Source organism: Streptomyces sp. NPDC057697 (assembly GCF_042799335.1).
GTDB lineage: Bacteria > Actinomycetota > Actinomycetes > Streptomycetales > Streptomycetaceae > Streptomyces.
In genome coordinates this window covers 242351-258510 of record NZ_JBHVJA010000009.1, presented here as the reverse complement: position 1 = coordinate 258510, position 16160 = coordinate 242351, and the positions used below count along the sequence as shown (strand labels likewise).

Sequence of the window (16160 nt, the reverse complement as noted above, 5' to 3'; positions counted from 1 at the left end):
CCTGTCGTCGAACACACCGTGGGCGCCGTAGTCGCGCGCGGCTTCCCCCTCTCCGTCCAGTGGTTGCCAGAGATTGCCGGGCCGATCGGCCCGAACCGGTTCCCCGGTCTGCTGCGAGTCGTAGCCGGTCCGCGCCGGACAGCGGTCCAGCAGCCCGGCAGCGACGTGGTCGGCCAGGACACAACGGCCGATCCCGCCATGACGCCGCCGGACTCGCGGCCCTTGAGGACCGCCGGGTCACACCGGCTCGAAGGGAAGGAACTCGTCGGTGCCGTGCTGCACGACCGCGCAGCTTCCCTCCGGCACCTCGTTCCAGACACCCGGCAGGTCCCCCAACGGCTCCGAGACCACCAGCCGGGTGTCATCGGATGCTCCGCCCAGGAACTCCAGGTCCGGGTGGAGCGCCCGCACGGTGTCCACCCGGCTGCTGTAGAAGAGCGACCTGGAGGCCCGTCGGCTCGAATAGCGGAAGGTCCACAGCCGCTCGCCGTCGGCCACGGCCACGGTCATCTGAAGCGGGTCCTCCACGCCTTGGCTACGGCCCAGCCGCTCGATCAGCCCGGCCATCCGGGCGACGGCACCGGGAGCATCCTGGTCGAGACCGAGAGTGATGGCCAGGTAGAACATGACTTCCGAGTCGGTGGAGCCTTCCAGTTCGGAGAAGAGCGCCGGATCGATGGCCATGGACAGGTCCCGGCGAAGACGGTGGAACTCCGCGATGGCCCCGTTGTGCATCCACATCCAGCGGCCGTGCCGAAAGGGGTGGCAGTTGGTCTGCTGCACCGCGGTGCCCGTCGAGGCGCGGACGTGGGCGAAGAAGAGCGGTGACCGCACATGGGAGGCGATCTCACGGAGGTTGCGGTTGTTCCAGGCCGGGCCGGTGTCGCGGATGACCGCCGGGGCCGCGGCTTCGGCCCCGTACCAGCCGACCCCGAAGCCGTCGCCGTTGGTCGTCTCGACACCCATGCGTGAGTGCAGGCTCTGGTCGATGAGGGAGTGCTCGGGCTTGTAGAGAAGATCGCCGAGCAATACGTCCTGCCCCGAATAGGCAAGCCACCTGCACATGAACCATCACATCCCTGGGCGAGCTCCGGTGTCCCGGCCCGTGGTGCCCCGCGCTACCCACGGTACCGAGCCGGGCCGTCGCACGCCGCCCGGTGCCGGGGCGGCTCCCCCGTCACGCGGGCATCGCCCCTCAGTCCGCCGCGCCGGTCCGTGTGAACGCGCTGGTGTCGAGGTGGCTGAGGAGGTCGGCCGGACCTGCGTAGACCTCGGTGGCTCCCGCCTGTTCGAGGGCCGCCCGGGGAATGCCTCCGGAAAGGAGAGCGACAGCCGCCACCGAAGCGCCGGTCGCCGCCCGCATGTCCCAGACCGAATCGCCCACGTAGACCGTCTCCTCCGGACTTCCGCCGGCGATCTCCATCGCCTTCCGGATCGGCTCGGGCGCGGGCTTCCCCTCGTCCACGTCGTCCGCACTCGCCGTGTTCGCGATGACGTCGTCGGCGCCCAGTGCCCGGCGCAGCGCCGACAGCTCCCGGTCGGACGCGGACGTCGCCAGGACGATCGTCCAGCCTCGTGCCGCCAGGGCGCGCAGGAGCTCGGCCGCGCCCGGCAGCGCGGGCAGGCGCTCGAAGCAGGTGGCGTACAGGCAGCTGTGCGCGTCGATGATCCGCTCGTCCTGATCACGGTCCCGGTCCGCCCCGAGCACGTACTCGATCAGATCGGCCGATCCCAGGCCGATGGCCCGGTGCAACGCGGCCATCGGCACCGTGTGCCCTGCCTGGCGGAAAGCCTCCCACCACGCGGTCACATGCAGGTAGTTGGTGTCCACGAGGGTTCCGTCGACATCGAACAGGGCGGCGCGCGTCATGACGTGTCCTTCACGGTCCGGGGGCAATCGTGCGCAGGTCGCGGGACGATCCCGGACCCGTTCAGAGTTCACGCAGCGCGGGCAACAGCTTGTCCTGCGCCCAGCTCAGGAACGGCCGCTGGTGCGCACCACCGATCTGGACGAGTGCGATCTCGGTGAAGCCCGCCTCGGTGTACGCGCGTACCGCGTCGACGAACTGCTCGACGTCGTCGCCGCACGGGATGGCCCGCGCGACATCGTCGGGGCGGACGTACTCGGTTGCCTGGTCGAAGGCGGCCGGGTTCGGGAGCTCGGAGTTGACCTTCCAGCCACCGACCGACCAGCGGAACTGGTCGTGCGCGCGCTCGACCGCCGCGTCCCGGTCCGTGTCGTAGCACACCGGCAGCTGGCCGACCCGTGGCTTCCCGCCCCCGCCGTGCCGGTCGAACGCGGTCAGCAGCTCCTGCTCGGGTTCGGTGGCGATGACGAGGTCCGCCAGTCGGCCGGCGATCTCGCAGGACCGCTGCCCGGAGACCGCGATGCCGATCGGCACACGGGTCTCGGGCAGATCCCACAACTTGGCGTTGTCCACGTCGAAATGGGTGCCGCGACGGCTGACGTACCCGCCGTCGAAGAGCGCCGTGATGATCTCCACGGCCTCTTCCAGCATCTCCAGCCGCACCTGCGCGGCGGGCCACCCCCGCCCGACCACATGCTCGTTGAGGTTCTCGCCGGAGCCCAGTCCGAGCCGGAAGCGGCCTTCGGAGAGCAGTTGCAGCGTCGCGGCCTTCTGAGCGACCACCGCGGGGTGGTAGCGGGTCGTGGGGCAGGTCACGTATGTCATGAGCCGGATGGCCGACGTCGCCTGCGCCGCCGCGCCGAGCACGCTCCACGCGTATGGGGCGTGTCCTTGGGAGTCCAGCCAGGGGAAGTAGTGGTCGGAGGTCACGGAGAAGTCGAAGCCCGCCCGCTCCGCCGCGACCACATCCTCCACGAGCTCTCGTGGCCCCGACTGCTCGGTCATCATCGTGTATCCGAATTGCGCCATATAGGACGGTTCTCCGGTCTTCCGTGAGCGAAACCCGGGTTCGGATCAATGGCCCAACAACCATGCCCGGAGGCGGGCCACCGGACCGTGCCGGCGGCACGCGTCGGCCCGCCCCGGCCCCGCTCGGCGCACGTCGTGCGGCACGGACCCGGGAGGGAGTCCGGGCGGCCGGGGCGGCGACGCGTCGGTTCCCGGCACATGCCCCCTGGAGAGCCGGGCGGCGAGCACCCGCCGGACGCGCCCGTCGCGGGCACCGGCGTCCGCGCCGCCGCACGACGACGGCCGGGCCGCGTTCCGCGGGTCCGGGCGGGAGCCGGTCCCGCCGAGGGGGCGCGCCCCGCCCGCGGGGCGCGCGGCGGCGGGCGTCGCGCATGTCTCACCCGGCCCATGAATACCCCCCAGGGTATGAGTGCTAGCCTGAATCAGAGATACCCCCCGGGGTAAAGCATCACGGAAGGAGCCCTGTCGTGTTCTTCGTGGACACCATCGAGACGGCGAGCCTCGGCAACCGCAGCTATCTGACGGGCGGGCCGCGGGCCGCCGCGGTCGTGGACCCGCCGCGCGACATCGACCGGGTGATCGCCGCCGCCGCCCGGCGCGGCGTGCGGATCGCCCTGGTGGTGGAGACCCATCTGCACAACGACTACGTGACGGGCGGCCTGGACCTGGCGCGCGTCACCGGGGCGCGCTACCTGGTGCCCGCCGCCGCGGCGGTCTCCTTCGAACGGGTCCCGGTCGCGGACGGCGATCTCGCGCAGGTCGACGACGGTCTCGCGCTGCGGGCGCTCGCCACCCCCGGGCACACCCCGCACCACACCTCGTACGTGCTGACGGAGGAGGGCCGTGACGTGGCCGTCTTCACCGGCGGCTCGCTGCTGATCGGCAGTGTGGGGCGGCCCGATCTGGTGGAGCCCCGGCTCACCGCCGGGCTGGCCCGCGCCCAGCACGCCTCCGTGCACCGGCTCGCCGACGAGCTCGCGGACACCGTGCCCGTACTGCCCACCCATGGGTTCGGCAGCTTCTGTTCCTCCTCGCAGGCCGAGGGGTCCACCACCACGATCGGGGAGGAACGCGGGCGGAACGAGGCGCTGGTCAAGGACGTGGACACCTTTGTCGCGGAGCTGCTCGCCGCGCTGGACGACGTCCCGGCGTACTACGCGCACATGGGTCCGGCCAACGCGGCGGGACCGGCCCCGCTGGATCTGACCCCGCCCCACCCGGCCGACGCCGAGGAGATAGCCCGGCGGCTGGCCGCGGGCGAGTGGGTGGTGGACCTGCGCAGCCGGGTGGCATTCGCCGAGGGGCATGTCGCCGGGTCGTTCAACTTCGAGGGCGAGGGCCGGCTCGCGACGTATCTGGCCTGGCTGATCCCCTGGGGCAAGCCGGTCACCCTGCTGGCGAGCACCGCCGCCGACCTCGCGGACGCCCAGCGGGAGCTGTCCCGGGTGGGCATGGACCGTCCGGTCGCCGCGGCCACCGGCGGCCCCGAGGAGTGGGCGGGCACGGCGTCCGGGCTGCGGTCGTCGCGCAGGTCCGACTTCGCGGGCCTGGCAGCGGCCCGGGAGCGGGGCGAGGACCCGGTGGTCCTCGATGTGCGCAGGAACGCCGAGCACCACGAGGGTGCGGTCGCGGGCGCGGTGCACATCCCGCTGCACGAACTGCGGGAGCGGCTGGGCGAGGTGCCGCCGGGGACCGTCTGGGTGCACTGCGCGGGCGGTACGCGGGCGGCGATCGCCGCGTCGATGCTGGACGCGGCGGGGCGCGGGGTGGTGGCCGTCGACGACGGTTTCGACGCGGCGGCGCGGGCCGGACTCGACATCGTCGTCCCCGCTCCATGAACACACTGGTCGTGGCGTCGGCCACCGGAGCGGTGGTCGGCCTGGCACTCGGCGGACTGGGCGGCGGGGGCAGCGTGCTCGCCGTCCCCGCGCTGATCTACCTGCTCGGCTTCGGCCCGGCCGCGGCCACCACCGCCGCGCTCCTCATCGTCATCGCGACGTCCCTCGCCGGGCTGCTCGCCCACGCCCGGCGGGGCGGGATCCGCTGGCGTACGGGAGCGCTGTTCGCGGCGGCCGGGATCGTTCCGGCCGCGATCGCCGGGGCGCTGTCGGTGCGGGTGCCCGCCGGGGTGCTGACGGCCGGGTTCGCCGTGCTCGCGGCGGTGGCGGCGGTGCGGATGCTCCGCCCGGGGGACGGGGCGGCCGCGGCCGCCGGGACCGGCACGGCCGCCCCGGCCGTCGGGCGGGTCGCCCGGACCGGCGCCGGGCTCGGTGCGGTGACCGGCTTCCTCGGCGTGGGCGGCGGGTTCCTCGTGGTGCCCGCGCTGGTCACCGTGGTCGCCGTGCCGATGGCCGAGGCGGTCGGGACCAGTCTGCTGGTCATCACGGTGAACTCCACGGCGGCCCTGGCCACCCGGCTCACCACGCCCACCGCGCTGGACTGGGCGGTCATCGCGCCGTTCACGGCGGCGGCGGTGCTCGGCGCCTGGGACGGGCAGCGGCTGGCCGCGAAAGTGCCCGCGGCCGCCCTGCGACGGATCTTCGGCGCGGTCCTGCTGGCGGTGGCCGTGTTCATGCTCGTCGACGCCGTGGCATGAACCGGCGCACCGCCCCCGGCCCGCTCAGGCCAGCGAGAGAAAGAGCTTCTCCAGCCGTGCCCGCATCTGGTCGCGGTCCGCCGGCTCCTGGCCCCCGTCGGCCATGCAGTGCTGCAGACCGGTCGCGATGATCGCGAAACCGGCCCGGTCCAGCGCCCGGGACACGGCCGCCATCTGTGTGATCACGTCCTCGCAGTCCCGGCCCTCCTCGATCATCCTGATGATCCCGGTGAGCTGGCCCTGTGCGCGGCGAAGGCGGTTGAGGACCGATTTCAGTTCGTCGGCCGCCATGTCGAGTTCCACAACATTCTCCTCCTGATACCCCAAGGGGTATTCTAGCCCGACCGGGGACGGGAGACCGCATCCTTCCCGAACCCCGGTGAACGAAAGGACACACTGCTCGTGACCAGCCCCGTCTCCCTCTCCCCCGCCCAGGCCGCGGCCCGTCTCGCGGAGTTCACCGTCATCGATGTGCGGGCCCCCGGCGAGTACGCCTCCGGGCACGTCCCCGGCGCGCTGAACGTCCCGCTGGACCGGCTCTCCGAGGCGGTGCCCGCGCTGAAGTCCGCCGCGGCGCGCGGCTCGCTGCTGGTGGTGTGCGCCTCCGGCGTCCGCTCCACCCGGGCCTGCGACATCCTCGCCGACGCGGACATCGACGCCGTGACGCTCTCCGGCGGCACCTCCGCCTGGGAGAGCGAGGGCCGCGACCTCGACCACCCCGCCGGGGCCCGTACGACCTGGCCGATGGAACGCCAGGTCCGGCTCGCCGCGGGCTCCCTCGTGGTGGCCGGTCTGCTCGCCGGGGTTCGTTTCCCCGCGGCGCGCTGGATCTCCGCCGGTGTCGGCTCCGGGCTCGTGTTCTCCGCCGTGACCAACACCTGCGGCATGGCGGCCGCCCTGGCGAAGCTCCCGTACAACCGGGCCCCCCGGTCGGCCACCTGCCTGGAGGACACGCTCCACGCCCTCCAGGGCTGACGCCCTCCCCGCCGTACGTGTGAGGAGCCGGTCGCGCGCCGCGACCGGCTCCTCACGCCGTGGCGGCGGTCAGACCTCGTCCCGGACCAGGGCGAGCAGCCGGTCCAGCACCCGGGGCCCGCCCGCGCGCAGCCCGTCGTGCTCGTACTCGTTGGTCACCCAGGTGCGCAGGCCCCGGATCGAGGCCGCGGTGCGCAGCGCGTGTTCCGTGTCGACGTACATGTCGTCGTGGTAGACGGCCGCCGCGACCGGCACCTGGTTGGCCGCCAGCCGCTCGGTGTCGTACAGCGGTGCCCAGTCGGTGCGGGCGGCCAGCAGTTCGGCGGTCTCGCGCAGCGGTCGCAGGGCCGGGTCCACCTCGAAGTGCCAGGGGTGGATGCTCTCCCCGGTGAAGAGCACCGGGCCGTCGCCCCTGAGCGCCCGGTCGGCGTCGAACTGCGGGAACTCGGCGCGGACCCGTTCGGCCGACCAGCCGGTGGGCCGCCCGTCCTGGCCGTAGATCGCCTCGTGCATCAGCGCGTAGAGGGGGTGCCCGGCGAACGAGGTGGCGGTCCGCACGGCCTCCTGGAAGGTGTCGGAGAGCTCGGTGCCGAGCGGCGTGCGGACGAACGCGTTCTCCAGCAGGTAGTGCAGTTGGTGGCTGCCGTTGCCGCTGCCCAGCATGATGCCGAGGGACTGGAACCCCTCGGGCGTGAGGCGGTGTCCGGCGCTCTCGGGGCGGTGTTCGGCGAGGTGGGCGGTGATCTCCCGGGCGCGCTCGACGTCCTGCGGGTAGCGGGCGTAGTGGGCGACGGCCTTGCGCTCGATCCGGGGGTAGGCGGCGCGGTAGACGTCGTCGGCGTGCGCGTCCAGCGAGGGCAGTCCGCCGGTGATCAGGACGGTGCTGAGTCCTTCGGGGGCGGCCGACAGATAGCGGACGGCGCAGAAGCCGCCGAAGGACTGGCCGAGGACCGTCCAGGGCTCACCGCCGGTCAGCTGCGGGCGGATCAGCTCGCAGTCGCGCACGATGGCGTCGGACCGGAAGTGGGCGAGGTAGTCGGCCTGCTCGCGCGGGCCGCCGCGCAGCGGCAGCGTCTGCCGGTTGGCCGGGGTGGAGAGTCCGGTGCCCCGCTGGTCGAGCAGCAGCACGCGGAACTCCTGCACGGCCCGGCCCAGCCAGGCCTCCGCCCCGATGAAACGGCGGGCGCCGAAGCCGGGGCCGCCCTCCAGGTAGACCAGCCACGGCAGCTCCTCTCCGGTCCTGCCGCTCGCCACGGCCTGCCTGCCGAAGATCTCTATCTGCTCACCGCCCGGATCGCTGTGGTCGAGCGGGACGGTGAAATGGCGGTCGGTGAAGACGATGCCGGGGTGCCGGTAGCTGCTCACGGTGTGCTCCTGAATCAGATGTGCCACGGACAGTTCAGCACATGGCCGTGACACGGACGGTCGCGGCCCGTGTGCGGGGTGCGCCGGGGCCCCCTACCGTGCAGGCATGATCCGGTTCGAGCAGGTCGGCAAGGTGTATCCGGACGGCACCAGCGCGGTCGACGGCCTCTCCTTCGAGGTCGCCGAGGGGGAGCTGGTCACGCTCGTCGGACCGTCCGGCTGCGGCAAGACCACCACGATGATGATGGTGAACCGGCTGATCGAGCCGTCCTCGGGCCGCATCCTCGTCGACGGCGAGGACATCTCCGGCGTCGACCCGGTGAAGCTGCGCCGCCGGATCGGTTATGTCATCCAGCAGGTCGGCCTCTTCCCGCACCGCACGGTCCTCGACAACACCGCGACCGTTCCCGCGCTGGTCGGCTGGAAGCGGGCGAGGGCCCGCGAACGGGCGGCCGAGCTGCTGGATCTGGTGGGCCTCGACCCGAAGACCTACGGCTCCCGCTACCCGGCGCAGCTCTCCGGCGGGCAGCGCCAACGGGTGGGTGTGGCACGTGCGTTGGCCGCGGACCCGCCGGTGCTGCTGATGGACGAGCCGTTCGGTGCGGTCGACCCGGTGGTGCGCGAGCGGCTGCAGAACGAATTCCTGGCGCTCCAGGCGGCGGTCCGCAAGACGGTCCTGATGGTCACCCATGACATCGAGGAGGCGGTCCGGATGGGCGACCGGATCGCGGTGTACGGGGCGGGGCGCATCGAGCAGTTCGACACCCCGGGCGCGGTGCTCGGGTCCCCCGCGACTCCGTACGTGGCCGAGTTCGTCGGCGCCGACCGGGGCCTGAAGCGGCTGTCGGTCACCACGATCGAGCCGGACGACCTGGAGGAGCCGCCGGTCGCCCGGCTGGAGGAGCCGGTCGCGGTGGCGGCGGCACGGCTGGGCGGCACGGGCGCGCGCTGGGCGGTGGTGCTGAACGGCGAGGGCGATCTGCACGGCTGGGTGGCGGCGGACGCCCTGCGGATCGCCGGAGGGCACGGCACGGTCGGCGAACTCGCCCGCAGGATGGATGCCTGGGTGCCGGTCGGGGCCCCGTTGAAGCAGGCGTTCAGCGAGATGCTCCAGCACGACGCGGGGTGGGTGGCGGTGCTGGACGGCTCCCGGTTCCTCGGCGTGCTGACCCCGGCCAAGCTCCATGAGGCGCTGCGCCGCTCGGTGGACGCGGACGCGCGGGGCGTGGGCCGGGACGAGGTGCTCTTCGACTCCGTCGCGGACGCGTAGGGCCCGTTCGCGAGGGGCCCGCCCCCGGGCGGCTTTCCGGCGCCCGGGGGCGGGACGGGGTCAGAGGAAGGTGGCGGCGGTCACGCAGAAGCCCCCGAGGGCGACGGCCCACACGTACGGCAGGGTGCGGACCATCACCTGCTGCGGGGTGACGCCCGCGTACTGCGCGCTCCACACGGTCTGGGTGCTCGTGGGGTCGGCGACGCCGAACACCTGGTTGTACGAGGTGGCCAGGCCCAGCACCGCGGTGGCGGGGTAGACGCCGGCGGCGATCAGGACACCGGCGATGCCCGCGCCGAGACCGAAGACATTGAGCGGGCCGCGGTAGAGGCAGAGCGGCACCAGGGCGGTGAAGACCAGCACGAACACCACGGCGTTCTGCGGGCCGACCGCCTTGACGAGGGGTTCGAGCGCGTCGACGGCGCCGGGGAGTTTCACGGCCGCGAGCAGGATGCCGATGGCGATGAACAGGGTGATCGGCGCCGCGGCCACCTCGAATCCGCCGTAGAGGGTGCGCAGCAGCCGCTTGTTCATCCCGCGCGGCCGGGTGGTGGTGACCAGGCAGTACAGAACGCCCGCGAGCAGTGACGGGACGATGGCCACGTCGAGACCGAGGGCCAGGACCAGGGGGACGACGGGTGTCAGCAGCGCGTACCAGGGGGCGTCACCGAGCCGGGCGCGCCGGTCCGGGCGCGGCTTCGGCGCGAGGGACCTGACGGACCAGGTGTGTTCGACGCCGCGTCGGCGGGACTCGATCAGGACGAAGAGGACCGCGGCGGCCACTGCGAACGGGAACAGCTTGATCATGAATCCGCGCACGGTGGGGATCGGCAGTTCCAGCGCGGTGGAGAAGAACTGCCAGACGGGGAGTTCGAACGGCATTCCGGCGGCGATGCCCATGAGGATCGTGCCGGCCGCGGTGACCTTGGGGATGCCGACGGCGATCATCGCGGGGATGCCGATGATTCCGGCGAGCATCGCGGCGGGAGCGGAGCCCGTCACCGTGCCGACGAGGGTGGAGACGGCGAGGACGCCGAGGGCCACCACGACCGGGCGGTCGCCGCCGAATTCGACGATCTTGCGGACGAGGGTGCCCGCGATGCCGGTCTCGTCCAGGAGCTTGCCGAGCCAGGAGCCGAGCAGGATGGCGATCATGGTGGCGGCGAGCGCGGGCGCGCCGTCCTGGAGGACGGTGTCCAGGACGCTGCCCTCGCCGGTGGGCGGGGCGCCCGCGACGAGGGCGATGACGACGGCCAGGACGACGAGCGCGACGGCCGTGGGGAGTCTGCGGGTGAGCATCGCGGCGACACCGGCCGCCATGACGAGGAGGATGACGACGCCCATGGCGTTACTTCTCTCTTCCGTGCGGTGCGGTGCGGGGGTGCGCGTCGGCGCGGGCCAGCGCGGCGGTGAGCAGCAGCGGGCTGCGGCCGAGGCCGCAGACGGCGCGGGCGTGGGCGTGGGCAGCGATCTCCTCGGCCCCGGCGACGTGCCCGTACAGGCGTCGGTGTCCGGCGCGCAGTACGACATGGCCGAGGGCGCGTCTCAGTTCGGCCTTGGCCGGGCCGTGGTGGAGCTGTTCGTGGGCGGCCTCGTGCGCGAGGGCCGCCGCGCGTGGCGAGCCGGCCGGGTACCAGTGGCGCCAGCCGCACTCGTCGACCAGGGCCTCCGCTCGGGCGAGGGTGTCGGTGTACAGCTCGACGGTGGCGGGGCGCGAGGTGTAGCGGGCGAGGAGTCCGTGGGCCAGCCCGCCGTCGCGTTCGACGACACGGGCGCGGGACGGGACGGGTCCGAGCCGGGCACCGAACTCCGTGGCCGCGGTGGCCCAGTGGCGCAGCAGAGCGCGGTCGCGGCCTTCGTGCGTGGGGGTGGCCGCCAGGAGCCGTACACCGAACTCGATGTCGTCCGTGGCGGCGAGGTCGACGGGGGCGGTCATGTCCGTACCTCCAGGACGGCGATCACGGGCTCGTCGGCGGCGCGGGTGCCGAGTTCGCCGCGGGCGAGGGCGAGCAGCGGCTGGGGGTCCAGGACGCCGGAGAGGTCGGCGATGCGGGAGCCGACGAGGAGCCGCAGGGCGGGGGCGCGGACCCCGCCGTCGCCGTAGGAGGTGGCCTCGCCGACGAGCCGGGCGAGCGTCTCGGGGGCGGCGGCGACGGTGGTGGTCTCCACCAGGGCGTCGGGGGCGTGCAGCCGGACGACGCCGTCGGCGTCGACGACCCGCACCGGGTGCCGGGTGGTGCGCAGGCGACGCCGTATCTCGGTGCCGTAGACGGTGTGGGCGGGGGTGGCGGCCAGGATGTGCACGTCCGCCGGGTCGGTCCGGAGGCTGGCCGCCGCGGCGCGCAGCCGTTCGTCGTCGTCGGCCCGGTGGGTGCGGTCCCGGTTGCGGAGTTCGGTGGCGCCGGTGGCCACCGCCCGGACCGTGCTGGTCTGCGGGTCCACGGTCACCTCGACCTCCACGCCGTCGGCGGCGGCGCCCTGGGCCACGACGGCGGCCTCGGCCTCCGCGCGGACGGCGAGGATCTGTTCCTGTCCCGCGCCCGGGATGATCCGCTCGATCTGCTCGCGGACCAGGGCGAGGGCGACGCCGATGGGGCTGATGACCTCGCTGTGCCGGGCGATCCGGCCCTCCTGGCCGGTGACGGAGGCCAGGTGCGGGGTGACGGACGCGGCTCCTCCGCCGCCCCCGACCAGTACCGAGGTGTCCTTCTCCAGCCGGTAGTCGCGGATCATGGCGTCGGTCACGGCTCTGACCTGTTCGACCCCGGCGTCCAGGAACCGGGCGGCCGCGGTCGCGACATCGGTGGCCAGAGCGGCGGCCAGCGGGGCCAGCGCGGCACGGGCCGCGTCCGGGTCGCAGCGGGCGAAGTCGCCCTCGGGCACCCGTCCCAGCGCGTTGGCCGCGCAGGTCATGGTGAGCGCGTACCGTCCGCCGGCCGCGTCGATCACGGCGTAGTCGTCGGGGTCGCCCGCCATCGGGCGGACGGTGGTCAGGCGCGCGTCGCGCAGTTCGTCGCGGGTGGCGAAGCAGGCGTACGGCAGTCCGGCGATGTGCGCGCTGCGGGGGCCGACGCCGACGACCCCGCCGCCGCCGACGCGGACCATGGACCCGCCGCCGACCCCGACGGTCCGTACGTCGAGCGCGGAGAGGTAGGACCCCTTGCCGAGGATGGTGGCGTGCCGCACGGCCACCTTGCCCCGGCGTACGACGCTGATGTCGGTGGAGGTGCCCCCGGTCTCCAGGAACAGCCCTTCGCTGATCCGCTCCCGCATCAGCGCGCCCGCGACTCCCGCGGCGGGGCCGGAGAGCACGGTCAGCAGCGGGCGTCTGCGCATCTCGTCGAGCGACATGACCCCGCCGTCGCACCGCATCACCATCAGCGGGGCGTGCACCCCGGCCTTGGTGACGGAGGCGTCGACGAGGTCGGCGGTGGCCAGCATGCGCGGCAGGATCGCGGCGTTGACGACGGCGGTACGGGTCCGCTTGGCGAGCCCGTACAGGGAGGTGATCTCGTGCGCGGCGGTCATCGGCAGTCCGCGCGGGCGGGCCGTTTCGAGGACCGCGCGCTCGCCCTCCGGCCGGTCGACGCCGAACGGCTCGCTGGCGACGAGGACTTGGGCGCCCTCACGGGTGACGGCGTCGACGGCGTGGCGCACCTCGTCCGCGTTCCCGGGGTCGGCCACATGGGCGTAGGCGAGCGGGAGCCGCTTGCCCGGGGCGAGTTCGAGCCTGCCGAGCGAGGCGAGCCGGCGGGTGAGGACGGCGCCGGGGCCCGTGCCGATGCCGATCAGCCCGACGGTGGCGACATCGCCCTCCAGCAGGGCGTTGGTAGCCTGTGTCGTGCCGTGGGCCAGGAACGCGACGTCCTCGGCGGCCCGGCCGGTCTGTTCCAGCAGCCGGCCGAGTGCCTCGACGATGCCGTGGGCGACCCCGTCCTCGTGGTGGTGGCTGGTGGGAACCTTCACCTGCCCCAGCAGTTCGAGGGTCGTGGCGTCGACGGCCACGGCGTCGGTGAAGGTTCCGCCCACGTCGATGCCGACGCGGATGCGGTGGGTGGTCATGGCTGGGCACCTCCTTGTGCGGGTGGGTTGATGCGCGGGCGGGCCGGGTGGGACAGGTGGAGCTGTCCCACCCGGCGTTCCACTGATGCGCGAGGGGCCGTCAGTAGCCGCGTACGTCGGGCCAGTGGCGCTGGACCCCGTCGCGGTCGAGCAGCCGGGCGAACGCCTCGTACCGCTTGTCCTCGGACTGGACCAGGTGCGGTTCGACGCCCTCGGTGAGGCAGTGGGCGGCCAGGGCACCGGCGACCTCGCCGATGTTCCACTCCACCGGGTGGAGCCGGTAGCAGCCGTTGGTGATGTGGGTGGTGCCGATGTTCTTGCCGGCGGGCAGCAGGTTGCGGACACGGCGCGGGACGAGGGCGCCGAGCGGGATCTCGAACGGGACCGAGCCGATGTCGATGTAGGTGTCGCCCCCGGTGGAGGGGTGCAGATCGATGCGGTAGCTGCCGACGCCGACCGAGTCCCGGTGGCGGGTCCCGCCGTGCGGGCCGACGAGGTCGATCGCCACGTCGTGTTCGGTGACGGTGGTGACGGCCTTGATCCGGCGGGACTCGCGTATGTACGGGGCCTTGGCGAGGCCGTCGTCGGTGCCGGTGACGTCGGGTCGCAGCCGCAGTCCGGGGAATCCGGTGCCGCCGTCCCGGCGCGGGGCCTCGGTCTGGAGCCAGTACAGCAGTGACAGCGACAGCTGCCGTGCCTCGGCGACCGCCTGGGCGGAGACGTCGTCCCCGGCGCCGACCAGCGGCTTGAGCCAGTAGTCGTTGAGCGGCCAGTTGACGAGCGTGATGTCGGAGTCGAAGGCGCCGGGGCGGTGCATGCCCCGGGCGAGGATCCGGCGGAAGCCCCACAGCTCCTTGTCGCCCGCGTCCGCGCTCTGGTCGGCGCCGACGGCGAGCGGGTCGGTGTCCGGGTTGGGAACGAAGGTGCGCGGTACGGATTCCAGGGAGCGCGGGTCGGGTGCCTGGAAGCCGAGCAGCGGGCCGGGCCAGAAGTCGGGGCGGTAGGAGCGCCAGAAGTCGTGGTCGGCGGGGCGGTCGACGGTGTGGTCCTCGCCCTCGTGGTGGGAGAGCGCGAAGCACACGGTGATGCCCTGCTGGTTGAGCGGCTGCGCCCGGTCGGGGGCGTGGGGCTCGTCGAACTCGCTCTGTGCCTCGGCGCCGGTGACGTGCTCGACGCCGCCGAGTTCGAGGAGTTCGCCGGTCTCGGTGGCGTCGACGACATAGCGGGCGGCGACGGTGGTGCGGTCGCCGCTGCGGAGGTTCTCCAGCGTGACGGCCCGGACGACGTCGCCGTCCGTCTCGGCGGCCACGGCCCGGTGCTCGGTGAGCAGGGCGAGACGGCCCGTCGCCCGGTGCGGTGCGAGCATCGCCTCCAGCACGGCGAGCGCGACGCGCGGTTCGTGGCAGAGCTTGCTGACGCGTCCGGCGCCCGGGTTGAGCCCGGTGCGGGCGAGGGCCTCGGAACGCATCGGGTACCACTGGCGGTAGTACGCCCGGATGCCTTCGCGCAGCCTGCGGTACGAGGCGGTGGTGCCGAACTGTTCCACCCAGGGGTGCTCGTCCGGGGGGACGGCCTGGGAGGTGAGCTGGCCGCCGATCCAGTCGGTCTCCTCGGTGAGGACCACGGTGCGTCCGGCGCGGCAGGCGGCGAGCGCGGCGGCGACGCCGCCGAGTCCGCCGCCCACGACGAGGATGTCCGGTTCGGGTATCACTGGTCTCCTTGAGCCGTGTGTACGGGTGCGGTCGGTTCGGTGGCCGCGGGCGGCGGGCCGGAGGTGGCGCCGGGCCGGAAGGCGCAGGCGACCAGGGGTTCGGCGGCCTCCTCCCCCGCGACGAGTGCGGCGAGCATGCGGACGGCGGCGGCGCCGAGACGGGTGCGGGGGATGTCGAAACCGGTGGGTTCGGGACCGTCCGCGAGATCGGCGGGCGGGCTGCCCAGCAGTGCCAGGGAGGCGTCGCGCGGGCAGTCGATCCCGGCTCCGGCGACGGCGTGGAGCAGGGCGCGCCAGGCGGCCCCGGTGTCGGTCTCCTCGGCGACGAACGCGGTGACGCCGTCGGCGAGCCAGCCGCGCAGCCGCTCGGGGGTGAGGTCGCGTGCCGGGTCCGCGGAACGGAAGACGGTCCCGGGGCCGCCGTCCGCCCCGGCGGTCTCCAGCCCCTGGAGGAAGCCGTGTTCACGGTCGGTGGAGGCGGGTGCCTCGTCGTCCTCTCGGATCAGCACCATCCTGCGGTGCCCGAGCGCGGCCAGGTGGCCGACGACCTCGCGGGCGGCGCTCACGTAGTCGGCGCCGACCCAGTGCAGCCCCTCGGGGTCGTCCCGGCGGCCGAGGTGGACCACCGGGAAGCCGTCGGCGACCAGCCGGCCCAGCTCCCGGGCGGGTGCGTGGCGGCCGAGGAAGAGGCAGCCGTCGGCGAGGCGGACCCGGTTCAGCGCCTCGGGTCCGGCGGCCCCCGCGCCGCCGGTGCTCGACCCCGTGAACAGCACCAGGTCGTAGCCCCGTTCCGCGGCCTCGCGCTCGACGCCCACCAGGAACGGGTAGTACGAGTGGCGCACATCGGTCGGGAACGTCGCGGTGAAGCTGAAGACGCCCAGCAGGTCGTTGCGCGCCGCCGCGAGCCTGCGGGCCGCCGGGTCGGGGACGTAGCCGAGGCTGTGGGCCGCCTCCAGGACCTTCCGGCGGGTGTCCTCCGAGATCGCGGGCCCCTCCCGTTTGTCCGCGAGCACCAGCGACACCGTGGCCTGCGAGACCCCGGCGAGCCGGGCGACCTCCGCCTGGCGCGGGCGGGCCGTGCGGCCCGCCGGTGCGGGTGAACGGCCGGGCCTGGCCCGCTTCGTGGGTTCCTCCACCATGGCTCCTCATATCGATTAATGCGTATTAGTAATGCGCATTAACGAGTACTGTGAGGGCCGGGCGGGCTTCGGTCAAGAGGTCGGGCACGACTTTTTCGCCGTGGCGGCGGGCCCTCTCCCCCGCGCGGGAGGGCCCGCTCCGGGC

14 protein-coding genes are annotated in these 16160 nt (G+C 73.5%); 4 read left to right on the top strand and 10 right to left on the bottom strand.

Annotated elements, in window-relative coordinates; translation table 11 throughout:
* Positions 1-237: 237 nt before the first annotated feature.
* The 3 genes from ACFVFH_RS23620 to ACFVFH_RS23610 all read right to left on the bottom strand — a co-directional run bounded on the left by ACFVFH_RS23620 (position 238) and on the right by ACFVFH_RS23610 (position 2897).
* Entirely contained in the window at positions 238-1065 is an 828-nt protein-coding gene (locus ACFVFH_RS23620) for a class II glutamine amidotransferase (RefSeq protein WP_383771980.1), read from the bottom strand.
* Positions 1066-1195: 130 nt separating this feature from the next.
* On the bottom strand, positions 1196-1870 hold the full coding sequence (locus tag ACFVFH_RS23615) for an HAD family hydrolase (RefSeq protein ID WP_383771978.1): 675 nt from the start codon (positions 1868-1870) through the stop codon (positions 1196-1198).
* Positions 1871-1931: 61 nt separating this feature from the next.
* Positions 1932-2897: an LLM class F420-dependent oxidoreductase gene (locus tag ACFVFH_RS23610; protein WP_383771976.1), complete on the bottom strand. Its 966-nt coding sequence runs from the start codon at positions 2895-2897 to the stop codon at positions 1932-1934.
* A 467-nt stretch (positions 2898-3364) separates the two neighbouring features.
* On the opposite strand from ACFVFH_RS23610, the gene ACFVFH_RS23605 reads away from it, so the two are divergent.
* Both ACFVFH_RS23605 and ACFVFH_RS23600 read left to right on the top strand, forming a co-directional pair.
* Positions 3365-4735 carry a rhodanese-like domain-containing protein gene (locus tag ACFVFH_RS23605; RefSeq protein ID WP_383771974.1) on the top strand — a complete coding sequence of 457 codons (1371 nt, stop codon included), beginning with the start codon at positions 3365-3367 and terminating at the stop codon, positions 4733-4735.
* Positions 4732-5493, top strand: a complete 762-nt coding sequence (locus ACFVFH_RS23600) for a sulfite exporter TauE/SafE family protein (RefSeq protein ID WP_383771972.1) — start codon at positions 4732-4734, stop codon at positions 5491-5493. Before ACFVFH_RS23605 ends, ACFVFH_RS23600 begins: the two co-directional genes overlap by 4 nt.
* Before the next feature lie 24 nt (positions 5494-5517).
* On the opposite strand, the gene ACFVFH_RS23595 is transcribed toward ACFVFH_RS23600, so the two are convergent.
* Positions 5518-5796, bottom strand: coding sequence for a metal-sensitive transcriptional regulator (locus ACFVFH_RS23595; protein WP_383771970.1), 279 nt, complete (start codon positions 5794-5796; stop codon positions 5518-5520).
* Positions 5797-5895: 99 nt separating this feature from the next.
* On the opposite strand from ACFVFH_RS23595, the gene ACFVFH_RS23590 reads away from it, so the two are divergent.
* Positions 5896-6468, top strand: coding sequence for a rhodanese-like domain-containing protein (locus tag ACFVFH_RS23590; protein ID WP_383771968.1), 573 nt, complete (start codon positions 5896-5898; stop codon positions 6466-6468).
* Between the two features lie 69 nt (positions 6469-6537).
* On the opposite strand, the gene ACFVFH_RS23585 is transcribed toward ACFVFH_RS23590, so the two are convergent.
* A complete protein-coding gene (locus ACFVFH_RS23585; RefSeq protein ID WP_383771966.1) occupies positions 6538-7833 on the bottom strand; it encodes an alpha/beta fold hydrolase in 1296 nt (431 codons plus the stop codon).
* Between the two features lie 106 nt (positions 7834-7939).
* On the opposite strand from ACFVFH_RS23585, the gene ACFVFH_RS23580 reads away from it, so the two are divergent.
* A complete protein-coding gene (locus tag ACFVFH_RS23580) occupies positions 7940-9103 on the top strand; it encodes an ABC transporter ATP-binding protein (protein WP_383771964.1) in 1164 nt (387 codons plus the stop codon).
* A 60-nt stretch (positions 9104-9163) separates the two neighbouring features.
* Here ACFVFH_RS23580 and ACFVFH_RS23575 read toward each other — a convergent pair whose 3' ends face one another.
* The 5 genes from ACFVFH_RS23575 to ACFVFH_RS23555 form a co-directional block, all read right to left on the bottom strand.
* Positions 9164-10447, bottom strand: coding sequence for a transporter (locus ACFVFH_RS23575; protein WP_383771962.1), 1284 nt, complete (start codon positions 10445-10447; stop codon positions 9164-9166).
* Positions 10448-10451: 4 nt separating this feature from the next.
* Positions 10452-11039 carry a hypothetical protein gene (locus tag ACFVFH_RS23570; protein WP_383771960.1) on the bottom strand — a complete coding sequence of 196 codons (588 nt, stop codon included), beginning with the start codon at positions 11037-11039 and terminating at the stop codon, positions 10452-10454.
* Positions 11036-13165 (bottom strand): hydantoinase/oxoprolinase family protein, encoded by a 2130-nt coding sequence (locus tag ACFVFH_RS23565; RefSeq protein WP_383771959.1) that lies wholly within the window; start codon positions 13163-13165, stop codon positions 11036-11038. The genes ACFVFH_RS23570 and ACFVFH_RS23565 overlap by 4 nt, the downstream gene beginning before the upstream one ends.
* Positions 13166-13265: 100 nt before the next feature.
* Entirely contained in the window at positions 13266-14876 is a 1611-nt protein-coding gene (locus ACFVFH_RS23560) for an FAD-dependent oxidoreductase (RefSeq protein WP_383771957.1), read from the bottom strand.
* Entirely contained in the window at positions 14873-16015 is a 1143-nt protein-coding gene (locus ACFVFH_RS23555) for a LacI family DNA-binding transcriptional regulator (RefSeq protein WP_383771955.1), read from the bottom strand. Before ACFVFH_RS23555 ends, ACFVFH_RS23560 begins: the two co-directional genes overlap by 4 nt.
* Between the last annotated feature and the right edge of the window lie 145 nt (positions 16016-16160).

What these genes read in the sequence shown, in the direction of transcription:
- ACFVFH_RS23620 (WP_383771980.1), bottom strand. Translation starts at nt 1,065, where the DNA reads ATGTGCAGGTGGCTTGCCTATTCGGGGCAGGACGTATTGCTCGGCGAT.
- ACFVFH_RS23615 (WP_383771978.1), bottom strand. Translation starts at nt 1,870, where the DNA reads ATGACGCGCGCCGCCCTGTTCGATGTCGACGGAACCCTCGTGGACACC.
- ACFVFH_RS23610 (WP_383771976.1), bottom strand. Translation starts at nt 2,897, where the DNA reads ATGGCGCAATTCGGATACACGATGATGACCGAGCAGTCGGGGCCACGA.
- ACFVFH_RS23600 (WP_383771972.1), top strand. Translation starts at nt 4,732, where the DNA reads ATGAACACACTGGTCGTGGCGTCGGCCACCGGAGCGGTGGTCGGCCTG.
- ACFVFH_RS23580 (WP_383771964.1), top strand. Translation starts at nt 7,940, where the DNA reads ATGATCCGGTTCGAGCAGGTCGGCAAGGTGTATCCGGACGGCACCAGC.
- ACFVFH_RS23575 (WP_383771962.1), bottom strand. Translation starts at nt 10,447, where the DNA reads ATGGGCGTCGTCATCCTCCTCGTCATGGCGGCCGGTGTCGCCGCGATG.
- ACFVFH_RS23570 (WP_383771960.1), bottom strand. Translation starts at nt 11,039, where the DNA reads ATGACCGCCCCCGTCGACCTCGCCGCCACGGACGACATCGAGTTCGGT.
- ACFVFH_RS23565 (WP_383771959.1), bottom strand. Translation starts at nt 13,165, where the DNA reads ATGACCACCCACCGCATCCGCGTCGGCATCGACGTGGGCGGAACCTTC.
- ACFVFH_RS23555 (WP_383771955.1), bottom strand. Translation starts at nt 16,015, where the DNA reads ATGGTGGAGGAACCCACGAAGCGGGCCAGGCCCGGCCGTTCACCCGCA.